Source organism: Chryseotalea sp. (assembly GCF_057350905.1).
Genome location: NZ_JBMRCF010000001.1, coordinates 396,605 through 410,465 on the forward strand (window position 1 = coordinate 396,605; position 13,861 = coordinate 410,465).

The following is a 13,861-nucleotide window of genomic DNA, read 5'->3' on the forward strand; positions in this document are numbered from 1 at the left end:
CAACCGAAAATGGAAAACAATCCGCACGCAAGCACAACATCTTACAACATGAATGGTGAGGGTAAATGCCCTTTTCATGGAGGTGCGCTTAAGCAAAGCGCAGGTAATGGTACCACCAATAATGACTGGTGGCCTAATCAGTTGAAACTGAACATCCTGCGTCAACGCTCTACTTTATCAAATCCGATGGATGAGCAGTTTAATTATGCAGAAGAATTTAAATCATTAGACTTAGCGGCTGTTAAAAAGGACATCAATGAGTTGATGACTACATCACAAGACTGGTGGCCAGCCGATTATGGGCATTATGGGCCTTTCTTTATTCGCATGGCATGGCATAGTGCGGGTACGTACCGCATTGCTGATGGACGTGGTGGTGCGGGTAACGGCACACAACGTTTTGCGCCACTGAACAGCTGGCCTGACAACGGTAACCTGGATAAAGCACGTTTATTACTCTGGCCCATTAAGCAGAAATATGGTAAAAAAATCTCCTGGGCTGATCTAATGATTCTTGCCGGTAACTGCGCACTTGAATCTGCTGGTTTTAAAACATTTGGTTTTGCTGGTGGACGCGAAGATGTGTGGGAACCAGAGCAAGATATCTATTGGGGATCTGAAGGTAAGTGGTTAGAAGACAAGCGTTATTCTGGTGACCGTGAATTGGAAAATCCTTTAGCCGCTGTGCAGATGGGTTTAATCTATGTGAATCCGGAAGGACCTAACGGTATCCCTGATCCTGTGGCTGCCGCACGCGACATCCGTGAGACTTTTGGTCGCATGGCCATGAACGATGAAGAAACAGTAGCCTTGATTGCTGGTGGTCATACCTTGGGTAAGACACATGGTGCGGGTGATCCGAGTAAATATGTTGGACCTGAACCTGCTGCGGCCAGCATTGAAGAACAGAGCATGGGTTGGAAAAATACCTTAGGTACTGGTCACGGTGAATACACGATCACCAGTGGTTTAGAAGGTGCATGGACAACTACTCCGGCAAAATGGAGCCACAATTATTTTGAAAACTTGTTCGGTTATGAGTGGGAGTTGACAAAGAGTCCTGCTGGTGCACACCAGTGGAAGCCCAAAGGTGATGCTGGTGCAGGCACTGTTCCTGACGCGCACAATCCTTCAAAGCGTCATGCACCGATGATGTTGACAACTGATTTGTCTTTGCGCTTTGATCCTGCTTACGAAAAAATATCCAGAAGATTTTTAGCGAATCCTGCTGAGTTTAACGATGCCTTTGCACGCGCCTGGTTTAAGTTAACACACCGCGATATGGGACCTATTGCACGTTACCTTGGTCCGGAAGTGCCAAAAGAAGAATTGATCTGGCAAGATCCTATCCCTGCTGTAAAACATAAGATCATTGATGCACAGGATATCGCCACATTAAAATCTAAGATACTGGCAACAGGGCTTTCTGTATCTGAACTGGTATCGACTGCCTGGGCTTCGGCTTCTACCTTCCGTGGCTCTGATAAGCGTGGTGGTGCCAACGGTGCCCGTATACGCCTTGCACCTCAAAATAACTGGGAAGCCAATAACCCTGTTCAATTAGCTAAAGTGCTGAAAGCCTTAGAAGGCATTCAAAAAGAATTCAATACAGGCGGTAAGCAAGTTTCATTGGCTGACCTGATTGTATTGGGTGGATGTGTTGGTGTTGAGAAAGCTGCAAAGAATGCCGGTCATGAGCTAAGTGTTCCATTTACACCCGGACGTGCTGATGCCTCGCAAGAACAAACGGATGTAGAGTCATTTGCTGTTCTTGAACCTCAGGCAGATGGTTTCCGTAATTACACGAAAAAGAAATACACTGTTTCATCAGAAGAATTGTTAGTGGACAAAGCACAATTGCTTACACTTACAGCACCGGAAATGACTGTATTGATCGGTGGCTTGCGTGTGTTGAATGCAAACTTTGATAAATCAAAGCTTGGCGTATTTACGCATCGTCCTGAAGTGTTAACCAATGACTTCTTCGTAAATCTACTAGATCTTGGCACCACCTGGAAAGGTATTGCAGGATCTACTGATGTTTTTGAAGGTCGTGATCGTAAAACAGGAGAGACAAAGTGGACAGCTACGCGAGTTGATCTTATCTTCGGATCTAACTCAGAGCTTCGCGCCATTGCCGAAGTATATGGCTGTGGCGATGGTCAGGTTAAGTTTGTTAAGGATTTCATTGCTGCCTGGAACAAAGTAATGAACCTCGATCGTTTTGATTTAGCTTAATTAGCTTAGTACTTTAAAATTAAAAGGTGACCTGGTAACAGGTCACTTTTTTTATTACGAGGATTTTAAGGCACTATACTTTTCAATTAACTCTTTTTTAACAAGCGTGGTAATCTTAATTCTGATTCTTATATCATAATTTACTTCAGCATGTTCGTCAGCTGCAATAAAAAACTGATGAGATGATGAAGGAATTGTTTAGCGAACTTGAAAGCATTTTAGCAAGTATTATGGTATGTATTTTTAATTGGCCAATATTGTGTTCTACCTTGTAAGGTTTTCATCCTTAATAAATACTGCATTTAGTGCTATGAATTGATTAGACTCTGCTTAGCCTTTTACATCCAGGATGTGACGTTGAGATTATCATCCGTTCCTTTTTTGACCACAACTTTTCAGCAGCAGAAATCACGAGAGTTTTTTTTAAGTAATTTCTCGTGCGTGTGCAGGAAATAAAAATGGCCAGCAAAGTAAGCCTGAAGATATTATTTCCATTAATCAACTTCAAGTTCATGCATACCAATTTTAGCATTTACACCGTGCGGGTTATTTTCCCATCTTGATCAAGGGGCTCGCTACTTCGCAGGACTATATAAGTAATGATGGGAAATGTATTTTATTTTAGTACAATAATTGGAAAATCAAACGATTTTAAAAAACTGAAATACAGGCTACACTGAAACAGGTATTTGACATTACTTTTTTGGCCTGCAACTTTTCTAATTTAACTATCTGTCATAGTATTGTCTTCGTGCGCTGACCGTATTTGTATAATCTGTCAATGATTGCCGAAGAAGTTTTGCTCCCAGCGTCAAAGATCCAATTGTATCAACTCCGTATTTTTTATCAAGAATAGATAATACCCAATCAACCATATATGGATGGCTAAAGTCTTCATGTCTCACGCGTACCTTTAAGTTATTTATGGTGTAATAATAGATCGAATTAGTGATAATAGAGTCAGTCAATTTTTCTTTCTCACCATTGTCCAGCAGAAATTCTTTTCCATTAATTGTGACAGAATTAAAATCCAGGTTCAGGTGTCGATTGAAGTCATTGTACAACTTATCGAAATCATTGAATGTTAAATTGCTAAACAGACAAGTAACATTTGCATTTTTAACTCTTAATTTCTCACCTTCTGTAGTAATCTCGAATCGCTTACTTGTATCAACTGTTGGTAAATCTGGCCTATAGAAATAGATGCTTGTTGAATTGTCATTGTTACTTAGTTCATTGATGTTCATACCTGCGCGGTTTTTAAAAACGACTGGTAATGTTTGTGTTTCTATTGTGGTGCCTGCTCAAAGCTGCAGCTTGTCGCGTAATACCAAATAGGGATTAAAGTTAAAACTTTAATTCAGTCAGTCATTTAACCAGACCTGAAACATGTTGTTGGCGGTAGGAGGCCCCATCACTTAACTTGATTTTATGACTTAATCTTTCACCCAGCGCTAATGGAAATCTGTAAGCTGCTTACACGGATTCATCTTCTCATGATGGATCAGAGTTCAAAATTATCAACCTAGGACCAGATTTTATTGTTGATAGTTTTGTGGCCACAATTTGTGTGACTGTCTACAAGCGATACACTGCTTGAATATTAAAGCGCGCAAAAACCTTTTTAGGGACAGCCTTCCTCAGCAGCCACCTTTATTAGGGGCACGCTTATAAATTATTTTACGATCTCGTTCTACATAGTTTCCCGAAATTATGGGATACAAATACTTGGGGGCGTACGATACAGCATGACTTTTTAGAATAATCGTGTCTTCTACCTTCAGGCTGTGCAATTGCTGAAACTCATTCGACTTTAACGGCCCAAAGCGAAGGATATAATCATAGCCTTTAATCCTGACCATCACACCAAAACCCAAGCGTGAGCCTGGTGGAAGTGAAAGAGAAGTTACAACAGCCTCCATATTGGTAGAATCACTAACATGATTCCTTATTTTGGCTGCACTGGTAAGTACTTGTTGGCCTTCTGGGGATGCTTTCCATTTTTGAAATTTCACACCATCGGGGGAGGCTTCCCACTTTTTTAATTGATCTTTCCTTTCATCATCAGAAAGCGTCTTTGTAGCTGATTTTTCAATTTTTTGATTTTTGATTTCGCGATTGGCGAACACCAGTCCGCTTATTACTAACAAAAGTAAAATCAAGGCATAAATCACTTTTTTCATGTCGTTTATAGATTTAGGTGTCAATTCAAACGAAGCTACGAATCTTTGCACCTGATTTTAGTAAAGGAATTGTTAAAAATAGTAAATGAAATGTAAAAGTTGATTACTTTTTTATCTCTTTGAGGTGCTTACAGCGTTTGTGTATAAGCAGTGGCGGTAATTCGAAGCACGTAACTGTCCTACGTTGACGAATGAATTTAGGAAAATCAAGCTACAAATTTGCACTGAGCCCCAGCCATTTTTTATACACTTTGTTGGCCGCTGGCCCTAGCTAATTACGCTTATTATCCACTGATATGTCCTGTCCGCTGTCCAGACATGTCCTGGTGTAATTCTAACTCTCTCTTCTCTTGATGGAATACGCCATAAAACTTCTAAGTAAAGGTCATCTGCTACGAATGAATTCACTGTATTGTAAACCACGTCCCCTGAGTCTAACCAAAATTTTATATTGTTGTATCCTCTATCTAAAGCAATTATTGAATTTGGATTATAATTGAAAAAATAGTCCTCCGTTATTCCGTTGTCTAAGTCATATTTTTTTGAGTACTCCATTAGTTTACTCCAATTTTTACGGCTCAATTTTGAAAGGACGTAGTAGTCTGATTTGCCCTTTCTTGAAAAATTTTCTGCTTGAATAAATCTTTCGAAATCATTATAGAACTTATTATACTCAATCAGAAAATCTTTTAAAAGTATTAATAGTTGATTGAAAACAAGATTATCCAAATGAACCGCATTGCTTCCGATAATTATGAAGGATTTTGTATTTTCAAACGACTGACCTCTTAGAATTAGGTCTTTTAAATCGATTATTTTGATCTCATTTATTAGCTCTATTATTTCAAAATGCTTTAGAGAGATCATCGTCTCATTATTTCTAAATTCAATAACACAACTTCCTATTTCATCAAATTTGGAAGGTAAAAATGAATTTATTGAAACATAGGTATCAGAATTCCAATAGTGATTTGTTAAAAATTGTGCTTCTCGATCAGTAATTATTTTTTCCTTTTTGAATTCCAACTTCTTCTCAGGTAGTGATTTTTCCTCTAAATCCTTTAGAAGCAATTCGTCTTCAATCTTTCGCCTTTTTGTTCTAAACTTTTTTCTCTCTTCAGCAATGCGTATTAGTTTTGATTTAGCAATGTTGATAAAAAATCTTTCTGTTGATTCATCAAAAGGTCTTTTCCACTTAAGTCTATTTAATCTCTTAACACAAGGAACTAAATTTTCTGGAGACCTTAATACATCAAAATCCTTATCAAATTCGTATTTGATGATTTTGTGTCCAAGGTTTGCTTTAATTTCCGATTTTGGAATTATATGATCAATCTCTAAGTCGTCAAAATTGTCTATAAAATTTCCACTATAGACACACCTTTGTCCATAGGCTTTCCAAATTGAATACTTTAACTCAATGTCCATAGGGCTTGCGGCCAACGTTAGTATATGCCGCGTTGGCGTTTTCCTTTAAAATTAACAATAAAACGACAATGCGGCATATACAGTGTTAAGTGCTGTGCTTTTTATTCTGCTCTACGGCCTTTTGGAGAAGTATTAGATCTTTTCGATAATTGATGCTGATATTCCTCCAGCTCACAAAAATCATTGCTGAGAAAAATAGTACGGCTATTAACCCGTTCATCGAAGATAATGTCGCAATTATCGATACAACTAATCCAGCAAACATAAATAGATACCAAGGAGCCAAAAGCAATAGTATTTTTCGAGGTTTGATTTCGTAACTGAATCGTCCTTCTATCATGGTGCCACTAAGAATTGCCGAATCATACGGAATCTGAATGATTCGCTTCGTTCGAATCGTTAACTGGTTTCCTTCATGATCGACAACAAACCGAACTTTCCAACCATTTGCGTGGAACAACTTCAGCGTTCCCTTTACTCGCTCCACAAAAGTGGAATTTTCAATTGCTATTGTTTCTTTGATTGTTGGTAGTATCTGTCCCATAAAAAGCATTGCACATACATGTTGTTGTACGCCTGTGCCTCTTAGTCCTCTCTCAATAACACCTCGAGTTTGTCCAACTTCATGGTCGTTACCTTTCTTTTTTTGTTAATTAGTCCTTTTACTGTTTTATCAGTCGGTGAATAATTAATTGAATACTGTCCACAGATAGATATTGAATAATAATCAGGGGCTTCTAAAGTCCCACTTAACCTTTTGTATCCTTGACATTTGTGCAGTCCAATAACGTAATATCTCCCTTTTGTAAAATCACGAATAGATGGTCTGCATAATTGTCCATCGTCTCCAAATACTCTCAACTCTTTTCTATCGTCAGACCCTTTAAGAACCTTCAGAACGTTTAAAATTATTGTCTCAGGCATCTCCACAGTCGGTAAGTCTTTGTCGCCCCTGTCCACGGCAATAGAGTCACCATAACCAATCACTTCAACAATTGCAACTAAGTCAACATTCTTACTCATTTTTAAAAAATTCCCTTCAACCTTACAAGTACAAGTAAGTCCAATTGTCCATATAAAAGTCGATATCAGTGTTAATAAAATCTTTTTCATAGGCATGGCGCACAACGCTGGGCTACATGGCGTGCCGCTTTTCGAAGCACTTTTGTTTCCAACGTTACAAAACGAAGTTAGTAGTTTGTGTTTAATTGGCAAAATACGCGGCATGCCATGTAGCTATTGTTGGCAGCATGTGCCGTTTTATTTGTGTCGTTCGTATATTTGGTCGAATTGATTCGCAAAATTCATGTAATCATCACTCCACCCGTTAAATATTGACAGCTCTTGAAAAGTCGATGTAGGTGCAAATTCAAAACTGATTTCTTTAAGCACATCTTTGTCATCGTACTTAATTCTAGAAATTAAGTTATCAACGTGATTTCGAAGTTCATCAACTGAATTAAATCTTGTCCAAACTATATCGGAGTCATCCAATATTCTTTTTTTAATTTCTGTCAATAGTTCAATTAATTCGTTGTTCACCTGTCAATTTATTATCTGAAACGTATTTGTCCACCCTGACCAAACATAATAACGAAGATAGTACTTCATACTTACACTTCACCCAGCCATTGCAAATAGCTTTTGTTGGCTGCTGCTGCTTTGCTCAAATTTGTCCGTTACCTATATTCTCCGTCTTTTGCCCATTTCCAAAATCCAATTGGAAGATCAATTCCAGGTGCAATGTTTACTCTTTCAATTTCATTGTGGTCTTTGTCCTTAGCAACAACTTGCAAATGGTACTCGACATAATTGTTTTCTCCGGACTTCAATTTCCAAAAACCTTCTACCAAGTCCATTACGTTATGTAAGGCGATGTGAATTGATTCAATTGCTTTTTCCCTGTCGTCAGGATTCATATCCTTTGGTAAGTTGTCAACTGCTTGGTCTCGGCAATATTTTATAAAATGATATCCAAAGGTATAAGCTGCATCTTCTTTCCTGTCCCAGAGTCCTTTTCTCCAGTCTTTATATTCTCTCGGTTCTGATTTGTTTTCCATTCGTCAAACTTGAAGTTGATAGGTTGTCGGCAGTTGCAGCCAACGCTGGGCTACATGGCGTGCCGCTTAGCAAAGCACTTTTGTTTCCAACGTTACAAAGCGAATTTAGTAGTTTGTATGCAATTGGCAAACTGTCCCGCGGCATGACATGTGGATATTGTTGTGGGTAGTTGGGTTCTTACTCAATTTGTTTTCTGTCAACCGAGTCTATTCTCAAAAAATATCCTTTATAGATATCCGTGGCATAAATGAATCGAATCTCATTCTCTTCGGTCTTTATTCTGGTGTCCCAGAAGCCCCGTGGCATGCTGTCTAATAGAAATGAGAAGTTCTCAAAAATCACCCGACCTCTCAGTGAGTCATGTTTCCATGTCCCAGTGTTAGTTAATTTCTTTCTGTCCCACCACGTATAGTTGGTATAAGTCCCATCAGAGTTTACGTCAATTGTGTCTTGGTTGTTGGCTTGATATACGTATCTGCCCGTCAATCTTTCTTCGTCCACAAAGTCACCTTTGTCGGAATACGTACATGAGATTGATGTCGTCAGAATAAGAAAAAGGAGGCCTCGATTTTTCATTTATAACTAGAAGTCCAATTTGTCCAGAACTCAATTACCACCAAAGGTTTTCGGCTTGGCGATGTGGCGGATTTTCAGCACAAAAGTTCAATTGAATTGTTACTGTTGAGCCTTGTGGAAATTTTTCACAGAGGCACTTCAGCCGCCATATTGCCAAACTGATGTTGGCAGTAATTTTATTTTCCTTCCTTGGATAACTTATTTAATTCGTTTAAATCTTTATCTCTTCCAAGTAATTTTTTATACCCAATTATGTCTTGTAATGGTTGAGTTCTCACGAGTCTGTTTTCAAATAAGACGCTTACTGCATTTTCAATTTTGGTTTCAATTTCAATATCAGACTTTATTAAAAAATCTTCAACTGAGTTAATATCCACATCAACATTTTCAATTTTTATTTGTAATAACCAAATTTCGAATTCGTCATCCTTATATATATGAATTCCATTTATAACATATGATTTAAGTTCTTTTTCAATTTTATATAAATTTTTCAAATTCACTTCAATATCTATATCTTGAAGTTTCCAAACAGAACCATATAGGTTTCCTGCAAAACCACCTGTAAACTGATATTCTATATTTTGTTGTTCAAAATAATCAACCAAAATATGAATTACCTTTTTATGAGTTTCAGAAATTATTTTGTTATCTATTATATTTTCCATTTGTTCTGTCTCTTAAAATTACTCCAAACGTTTGTGTATGTGGCGTTGCTGGTCTTTGAAAGACTAAAATGTCCCACGCAACGAAACTATATTCTGAGAACTAAAACTGCAAATTTAAGCTACGCCCAGCAATGGCACATACATGTTGTTGGGCGTTCGTTTTATTTCTTCCCGTCCATTTTGTCTTTTTCGTAAGTCCAGAAGTCCTTCTTTGTTGAGAATCTTATAGCATTTAATGTAGCTGTAATTTCGGCTTTACATTTTTTTGCTTTCTCATCATAGTAATTCAGATCATCTGTCAGACAAGTCCACGATAACTGAAATTTGTCCTTGTCAACCTTACTAAATTCAATTTTATTATTAAACGTTTCAATTCCCCAACCAACATAAATTCCAGACATCTTAAACTGATCAGCCCAGCCTTTTTGTATCTCAATTTTATCGTTCAATAATTTATCAACTTCCTCTTCTTCAAGGTTTATGAATTGTAGCTTTGGTATTGCAAAACTAATGAACTCATTCAGCTCTGTTTTGTAACGTTCTGAGATTGATTTTCTCTCCGCCTCTGTTTGTGCGTCACTCTCAATGTTGACATAAATTTCCATTTTATTCATGTCGTTATTAACGAAAAGAATCTCTGCTCTTTTTAACCTCTCAAATATCAACTCTCCGTCTTGTTGTCCTATTCTTATGAAATCCATGTGTTCTCTTGTCTCGAAAAAATGACGCCCAACGCTGGGCTACATGGCGTGCCGTTTAGCGAAGCCCGTACAATTCCAACGTTAAGTAACGAAGTTAGTAGTTTGTGTGTAATTGGCAAACTGTCCCGCGGCATGCCGTGTAGCTATTGTTGGCAGCAGTTTTTAGTCCCATGTCTTTATTAAGTCAAAGTCATTTTCAATTTTGTCAGCCAAAAAGTATACAGCTTTGTCCTTCTGTTTGTCACCAGTGTGTATTAATCGTTGACTATTTCTGTGTGTTCCCCAATGAAATAAGATTATTCCAAAGTCAGAGGTGTAGAAAAGTAAACTTTCCTCATCCTCCATGTTATTAACGTTAAGCTGATATTTTAAAATTTTGTAGTCTTTTGATTCAAAGGTCATATTTGTTTCTTTTACCAATTCGAGATGCTCAGAACTTATTGAGCCTATGTTAATAGGTAGTCTATAAGTTTGCTCAAATGGCGATTCGTCACTTTGATCCGAATGAACTCTATATTTTATTATGTGAAAGGAGTCTGTTGCCTGTCGTTCAACAATGTCCATAAATATTGTATCAAGGGCTCCTCTATTTCTATAAGACATTATATACTCTAGCTTATCATTATTTGTATTCCTTTCTATTCGATTATCTGCTGTCTCCTGAGTTTCCTTTGTCTGACAACTCAAAATTATCGATAGTCCTAGTATTAGTAATCCATATTTCATAAAAAATTGCTGCAAACGTTGGTGTATGAAACGTGGCTGGGTTTTCGAAGCGATGCACTGTCCCACGTGACCAAACGTGATTTGAAAACTGAAACTACAATCTACGCTGAACCCCAGCCATGTTTTATACATTTTGTTGTGTGCAGTTATTTATTTGTCAAAATATTTAGTTGTTTAAAAATCTTGTCTTTGGAATCAGCCCACTCATTTTTTTCCATTTCGACCTTTGTCAAATGGGGATAAATGTATTCAATTAACAATCTCATCATTTTATGAATCTCTCGAGCTAAAGTTCCACTGGAAATTTTTTTTAAATCATCTGCTGATTTGCCTACAGCTTTCATATATTTCAAAGTCACCATAATCTGGTTGTCAACATCAATTGATTTATCAAATAATTGAATCTCTGAGGATTCTAATAAACTTTTGATTGATTGAATGAACATTTCACTTTCCTTAGAAACTTGAATAGTTCTTTCCTCTGTTTGCTTTCTAATTTCTTCAACAATGGTTTCAATACCATTTAATTCTTCACTTAATACTTTATTTAATTCTACAATATTCTCACATTTACAATTCTCCATTGAATATTTAGTAAGATATATTGGAAAATCATTATTGATTGCCTTTTGAATCTGAAGTGTTGTAAACATTAGAGTTCCGTCTAATGTTAAGCACTTATCAAAATTTGTATTATTGTTTGCAATTGGGTTTCCTAAATCATCAATCCAAGAATCTTTCAAAGTTTTCTTTAAGTTTTCAATTCGCTTAAGAAAATCTATTAATCTTACTTCTTCAAGTTCTTGCTGAATCAACTCTTTAATTTCATCAACACTCGTAAGAGTTATATTTGTATTTTTTGTACATCTGATAGCGCCAGATTGGAACCCACTTTCTGAAAATAAGAACCCCTTATCAGCACCCAAGTCTTTAGTTATTTCATAAAGTGTAAGTACTTTTTCTTTTGGTATGGAGTCCTTCCAATATTTTCATTCACATATCCATGTCATGTCAATTCCAAACTTTTCCAACTTTATCCAGACATCTATAGCATGTTCACCTCTAGCACCAACCGCTTTATAGTTTGTTTTAACTTCGGCTCCTATGTTCCGGAAAACATCAGCTACTAATTCTTGATACTCAGACCAACTCATCCATTCTCTGATTTAATTGCACACAACGCTGGGCTACATGGCGTGCCGCTTATCGAAGCCCGTATAATTCCAACGTTAAGTAACGAAGTTAGTAGTTTGTGTGTAATTGGCAAATTGTCCCGCAGCATGGCATGTAGCTATTGTTGGCGGCTGGCCATTCATCTCTTCTTTATATAGTCTTCTCTTATGAAACCATATTTTTCAAGAGTCAACAATTCATTTTGAGAACAAAAAGCATAAATTAAATTATCTTCGTCAGGTTGAAGTAAGACAAATTCCCAATCGATTTCTTTTTTAAATTCATTAAGCTCGTGTCCAATTTTGTCAAAGTCTCTGACACTAAAGAAGACTTCTTTTTTCTTATTGTTTTCAAAGAAAATGATTTTTGCTTCTTCAGTAGTCATCGATATCACCTCAAACTGAATACTATTACTTGTATCCAATGAAGCGATTTCATTCAAAAGTCCGATTATTTGCTTTTTAAACTTTTCTTCTGGAAAAAACGGAAGATAATAGTCTCCTTCAAATTTCTTTGAGCAGTGTTTGACGTTTAGGTCTTTAAAATCTTTAGGCCCCGAATATACGTTTGGTATCTGATTTTTTGTAAGTAGAAATTTTTCTGGATTGTTTACTAAATTTTTAAAGTCTTCTATCTTCTCAAGTGTCGCCCAGTTTCCTAAAGTGAGGGTAAGATTCGAGTCATTAAAGGGCCTGTAAGCAATAACAACCAATCCGTTTAGGGACTTAAAAATCACTTCATTTATTGAATCAATTAAAGAACGAACAAAATTATCCAAGGAATTAATTTCTTTAAAGTCAATAAGAATTTGACTTGTTTTCTCTTTATCCTTTACAGTTAACTCAATTTCATAATTGCGGTAATTAACTTTTTCGTCAGTGGTTTTTATTTCAAAATCAGCTATTAGTTTATTTATATTTTTTAAAAGTCCTGGAACAAACCAGTCTAAGTGTTCAGGAAAATCCTGCTTGATTCCATCACCATGAAAATATTTTAAATCGATCATTTGTCCTCTCTTTTTAGGCTTGCCATCAACGCTAGGCTACATGGCATGCCGCTTATCGGAGCCCGTTTGTTTCCAACGTTAAGTAGCGAAATTAGTAGTTTGTGTATAATTGACAAATTACAAGGTAGGGTTGTAGCTATTAATGAGCACTGGCTATTTTAACTCTGCTATTTCTTTTATTAGTTGATTTCTGGTCCGAAGAAAGTCTGTCATGTATTTCTTTAAGATAATTTTGTCAAATAACTTACCGAATAAACCTAAGGGAACTTGATATTCAAAGCGATCAGTCATTAGCGTCCGTCCGTTTGATTCTTTGAAGTGGTGTTCATGCCGCATAAATCTAAATACGCCCTTTGTCATTTGATCCTCAAAAAAGTAGGGCTTATTAAACTTTGTGATCTCAACACTGAGTCGCTGTCGGATGCCAAAATGTGTAGCCTCCCAGGTAATTTTGTCTCCTTGTTCGCAAAGGCCACTCGCGCGTCCAGCTATTACTTTTTCATGTGTTTTCCCGGCTGACTGTTTGTGTACCTCAATGCTCCTGGCTAAATCAAAACATTTTTCAATAGTACTTTTAATCTCAGTCTCTAACTCGATTACTATCATTTCCTAAAAAAAATAGTTGATTCTGATTGGTCTTACAATCAACCTGCATCACAATAAGTCCTGAAAATGTACAAAACTAAAAAACGTCCTGCCCCGTCAACTCCATTTCAAACTTGTCCGACATAGCAGCAACCTCCTGCAACATCTCCTTCACCTGTTCCTCAGTAACGGTAGCAGCAGGGCACGATGCCTCAATCTTAAGGTAACCATCCTCAATCATAAACTTACTATAATCAAACATGGCATTTTCCTCAAGAATCTCACGGGCGTTAATCGTTGAAGTAAACTCACAGACCTTTGAGGTAAACACAGCCAAATCCTTTCCCGAAAGCTGACTGGGTTTAACAATAGCCAAAACCGTTTGAAATCGGTTTTTACCAATAGGAACAACCACAACAGCCTTCGTATGGTCATAATCTGTAAACTGGCCGCCAATATCGTCTACATACTGCCTTATAAATTTGAAGAGGTTCATAAATGCTTGGTTTGGTTGAA

At 37.1% G+C, this 13,861-nt stretch carries 15 protein-coding genes; 1 reads left to right on the forward strand and 14 read right to left on the reverse strand.

Annotated features, from left to right (window positions below; all coding sequences use genetic code 11):
- Positions 1–9 precede the first annotated feature (9 nt).
- Positions 10–2,238: a catalase/peroxidase HPI gene (gene katG / locus ACO1XM_RS01780; protein ID WP_486225393.1), complete on the forward strand. Its 2,229-nt coding sequence runs from the start codon at positions 10–12 to the stop codon at positions 2,236–2,238.
- A gap of 728 nt (positions 2,239–2,966) precedes the next feature.
- Here katG and ACO1XM_RS01785 read toward each other — a convergent pair.
- The 14 genes from ACO1XM_RS01785 to ACO1XM_RS01850 form a co-directional block, all read right to left on the reverse strand.
- Positions 2,967–3,485, reverse strand: coding sequence for a hypothetical protein (locus ACO1XM_RS01785; protein ID WP_486225394.1), 519 nt, complete (start codon positions 3,483–3,485; stop codon positions 2,967–2,969).
- A 393-nt stretch (positions 3,486–3,878) separates the two neighbouring features.
- On the reverse strand, positions 3,879–4,421 hold the full coding sequence (locus ACO1XM_RS01790; protein WP_486225395.1) for a hypothetical protein: 543 nt from the start codon (positions 4,419–4,421) through the stop codon (positions 3,879–3,881).
- 267 nt (positions 4,422–4,688) lie between these two features.
- Positions 4,689–5,849 (reverse strand): HNH endonuclease, encoded by a 1,161-nt coding sequence (locus ACO1XM_RS01795; RefSeq protein ID WP_486225396.1) that lies wholly within the window; start codon positions 5,847–5,849, stop codon positions 4,689–4,691.
- Positions 5,850–5,934: 85 nt separating this feature from the next.
- Positions 5,935–6,393, reverse strand: a complete 459-nt coding sequence (locus ACO1XM_RS01800; RefSeq protein WP_486225397.1) for a hypothetical protein — start codon at positions 6,391–6,393, stop codon at positions 5,935–5,937.
- Between the two features lie 41 nt (positions 6,394–6,434).
- Complete coding sequence (locus ACO1XM_RS01805; RefSeq protein WP_486225398.1) at positions 6,435–6,872, reverse strand: hypothetical protein; 438 nt, start codon at positions 6,870–6,872, stop codon at positions 6,435–6,437.
- A gap of 656 nt (positions 6,873–7,528) precedes the next feature.
- Entirely contained in the window at positions 7,529–7,909 is a 381-nt protein-coding gene (locus ACO1XM_RS01810; protein WP_486225399.1) for a hypothetical protein, read from the reverse strand.
- A gap of 178 nt (positions 7,910–8,087) precedes the next feature.
- Entirely contained in the window at positions 8,088–8,486 is a 399-nt protein-coding gene (locus ACO1XM_RS01815; RefSeq protein WP_486225400.1) for a hypothetical protein, read from the reverse strand.
- A 176-nt stretch (positions 8,487–8,662) separates the two neighbouring features.
- The gene (locus ACO1XM_RS01820) at positions 8,663–9,154 is read right to left on the reverse strand and encodes a hypothetical protein (RefSeq protein WP_486225401.1); all 492 of its coding nucleotides are present in this window, start codon (positions 9,152–9,154) and stop codon (positions 8,663–8,665) included.
- Positions 9,155–9,315: 161 nt separating this feature from the next.
- Complete coding sequence (locus ACO1XM_RS01825) at positions 9,316–9,855, reverse strand: hypothetical protein (RefSeq protein WP_486225402.1); 540 nt, start codon at positions 9,853–9,855, stop codon at positions 9,316–9,318.
- 162 nt (positions 9,856–10,017) lie between these two features.
- Positions 10,018–10,581, reverse strand: a complete 564-nt coding sequence (locus tag ACO1XM_RS01830; RefSeq protein ID WP_486225403.1) for a hypothetical protein — start codon at positions 10,579–10,581, stop codon at positions 10,018–10,020.
- Positions 10,582–10,727: 146 nt separating this feature from the next.
- Positions 10,728–11,507: a hypothetical protein gene (locus ACO1XM_RS01835; protein WP_486225404.1), complete on the reverse strand. Its 780-nt coding sequence runs from the start codon at positions 11,505–11,507 to the stop codon at positions 10,728–10,730.
- 386 nt (positions 11,508–11,893) lie between these two features.
- On the reverse strand, positions 11,894–12,760 hold the full coding sequence (locus ACO1XM_RS01840) for a hypothetical protein (RefSeq protein ID WP_486225405.1): 867 nt from the start codon (positions 12,758–12,760) through the stop codon (positions 11,894–11,896).
- Positions 12,761–12,913: 153 nt separating this feature from the next.
- Positions 12,914–13,366, reverse strand: a complete 453-nt coding sequence (locus ACO1XM_RS01845) for an SRPBCC family protein (RefSeq protein WP_486225406.1) — start codon at positions 13,364–13,366, stop codon at positions 12,914–12,916.
- A gap of 76 nt (positions 13,367–13,442) precedes the next feature.
- A complete protein-coding gene (locus ACO1XM_RS01850; protein ID WP_486225407.1) occupies positions 13,443–13,841 on the reverse strand; it encodes a hypothetical protein in 399 nt (132 codons plus the stop codon).
- Between the last annotated feature and the right edge of the window lie 20 nt (positions 13,842–13,861).

Coding starts and splice junctions, on each gene's coding strand:
- ACO1XM_RS01805 (WP_486225398.1), bottom strand. CDS start 6,872: ATGAGTAAGAATGTTGACTTAGTTGCAATTGTTGAAGTGATTGGTTAT.
- ACO1XM_RS01840 (WP_486225405.1), bottom strand. CDS start 12,760: ATGATCGATTTAAAATATTTTCATGGTGATGGAATCAAGCAGGATTTT.
- ACO1XM_RS01815 (WP_486225400.1), bottom strand. CDS start 8,486: ATGAAAAATCGAGGCCTCCTTTTTCTTATTCTGACGACATCAATCTCA.
- ACO1XM_RS01790 (WP_486225395.1), bottom strand. CDS start 4,421: ATGAAAAAAGTGATTTATGCCTTGATTTTACTTTTGTTAGTAATAAGC.
- katG (WP_486225393.1), top strand. CDS start 10: ATGGAAAACAATCCGCACGCAAGCACAACATCTTACAACATGAATGGT.
- ACO1XM_RS01830 (WP_486225403.1), bottom strand. CDS start 10,581: ATGAAATATGGATTACTAATACTAGGACTATCGATAATTTTGAGTTGT.
- ACO1XM_RS01850 (WP_486225407.1), bottom strand. CDS start 13,841: ATGAACCTCTTCAAATTTATAAGGCAGTATGTAGACGATATTGGCGGC.
- ACO1XM_RS01810 (WP_486225399.1), bottom strand. CDS start 7,909: ATGGAAAACAAATCAGAACCGAGAGAATATAAAGACTGGAGAAAAGGA.
- ACO1XM_RS01800 (WP_486225397.1), bottom strand. CDS start 6,393: ATGGGACAGATACTACCAACAATCAAAGAAACAATAGCAATTGAAAAT.
- ACO1XM_RS01845 (WP_486225406.1), bottom strand. CDS start 13,366: ATGATAGTAATCGAGTTAGAGACTGAGATTAAAAGTACTATTGAAAAA.
- ACO1XM_RS01825 (WP_486225402.1), bottom strand. CDS start 9,855: ATGGATTTCATAAGAATAGGACAACAAGACGGAGAGTTGATATTTGAG.
- ACO1XM_RS01795 (WP_486225396.1), bottom strand. CDS start 5,849: ATGGACATTGAGTTAAAGTATTCAATTTGGAAAGCCTATGGACAAAGG.
- ACO1XM_RS01785 (WP_486225394.1), bottom strand. CDS start 3,485: ATGAACATCAATGAACTAAGTAACAATGACAATTCAACAAGCATCTAT.
- ACO1XM_RS01820 (WP_486225401.1), bottom strand. CDS start 9,154: ATGGAAAATATAATAGATAACAAAATAATTTCTGAAACTCATAAAAAG.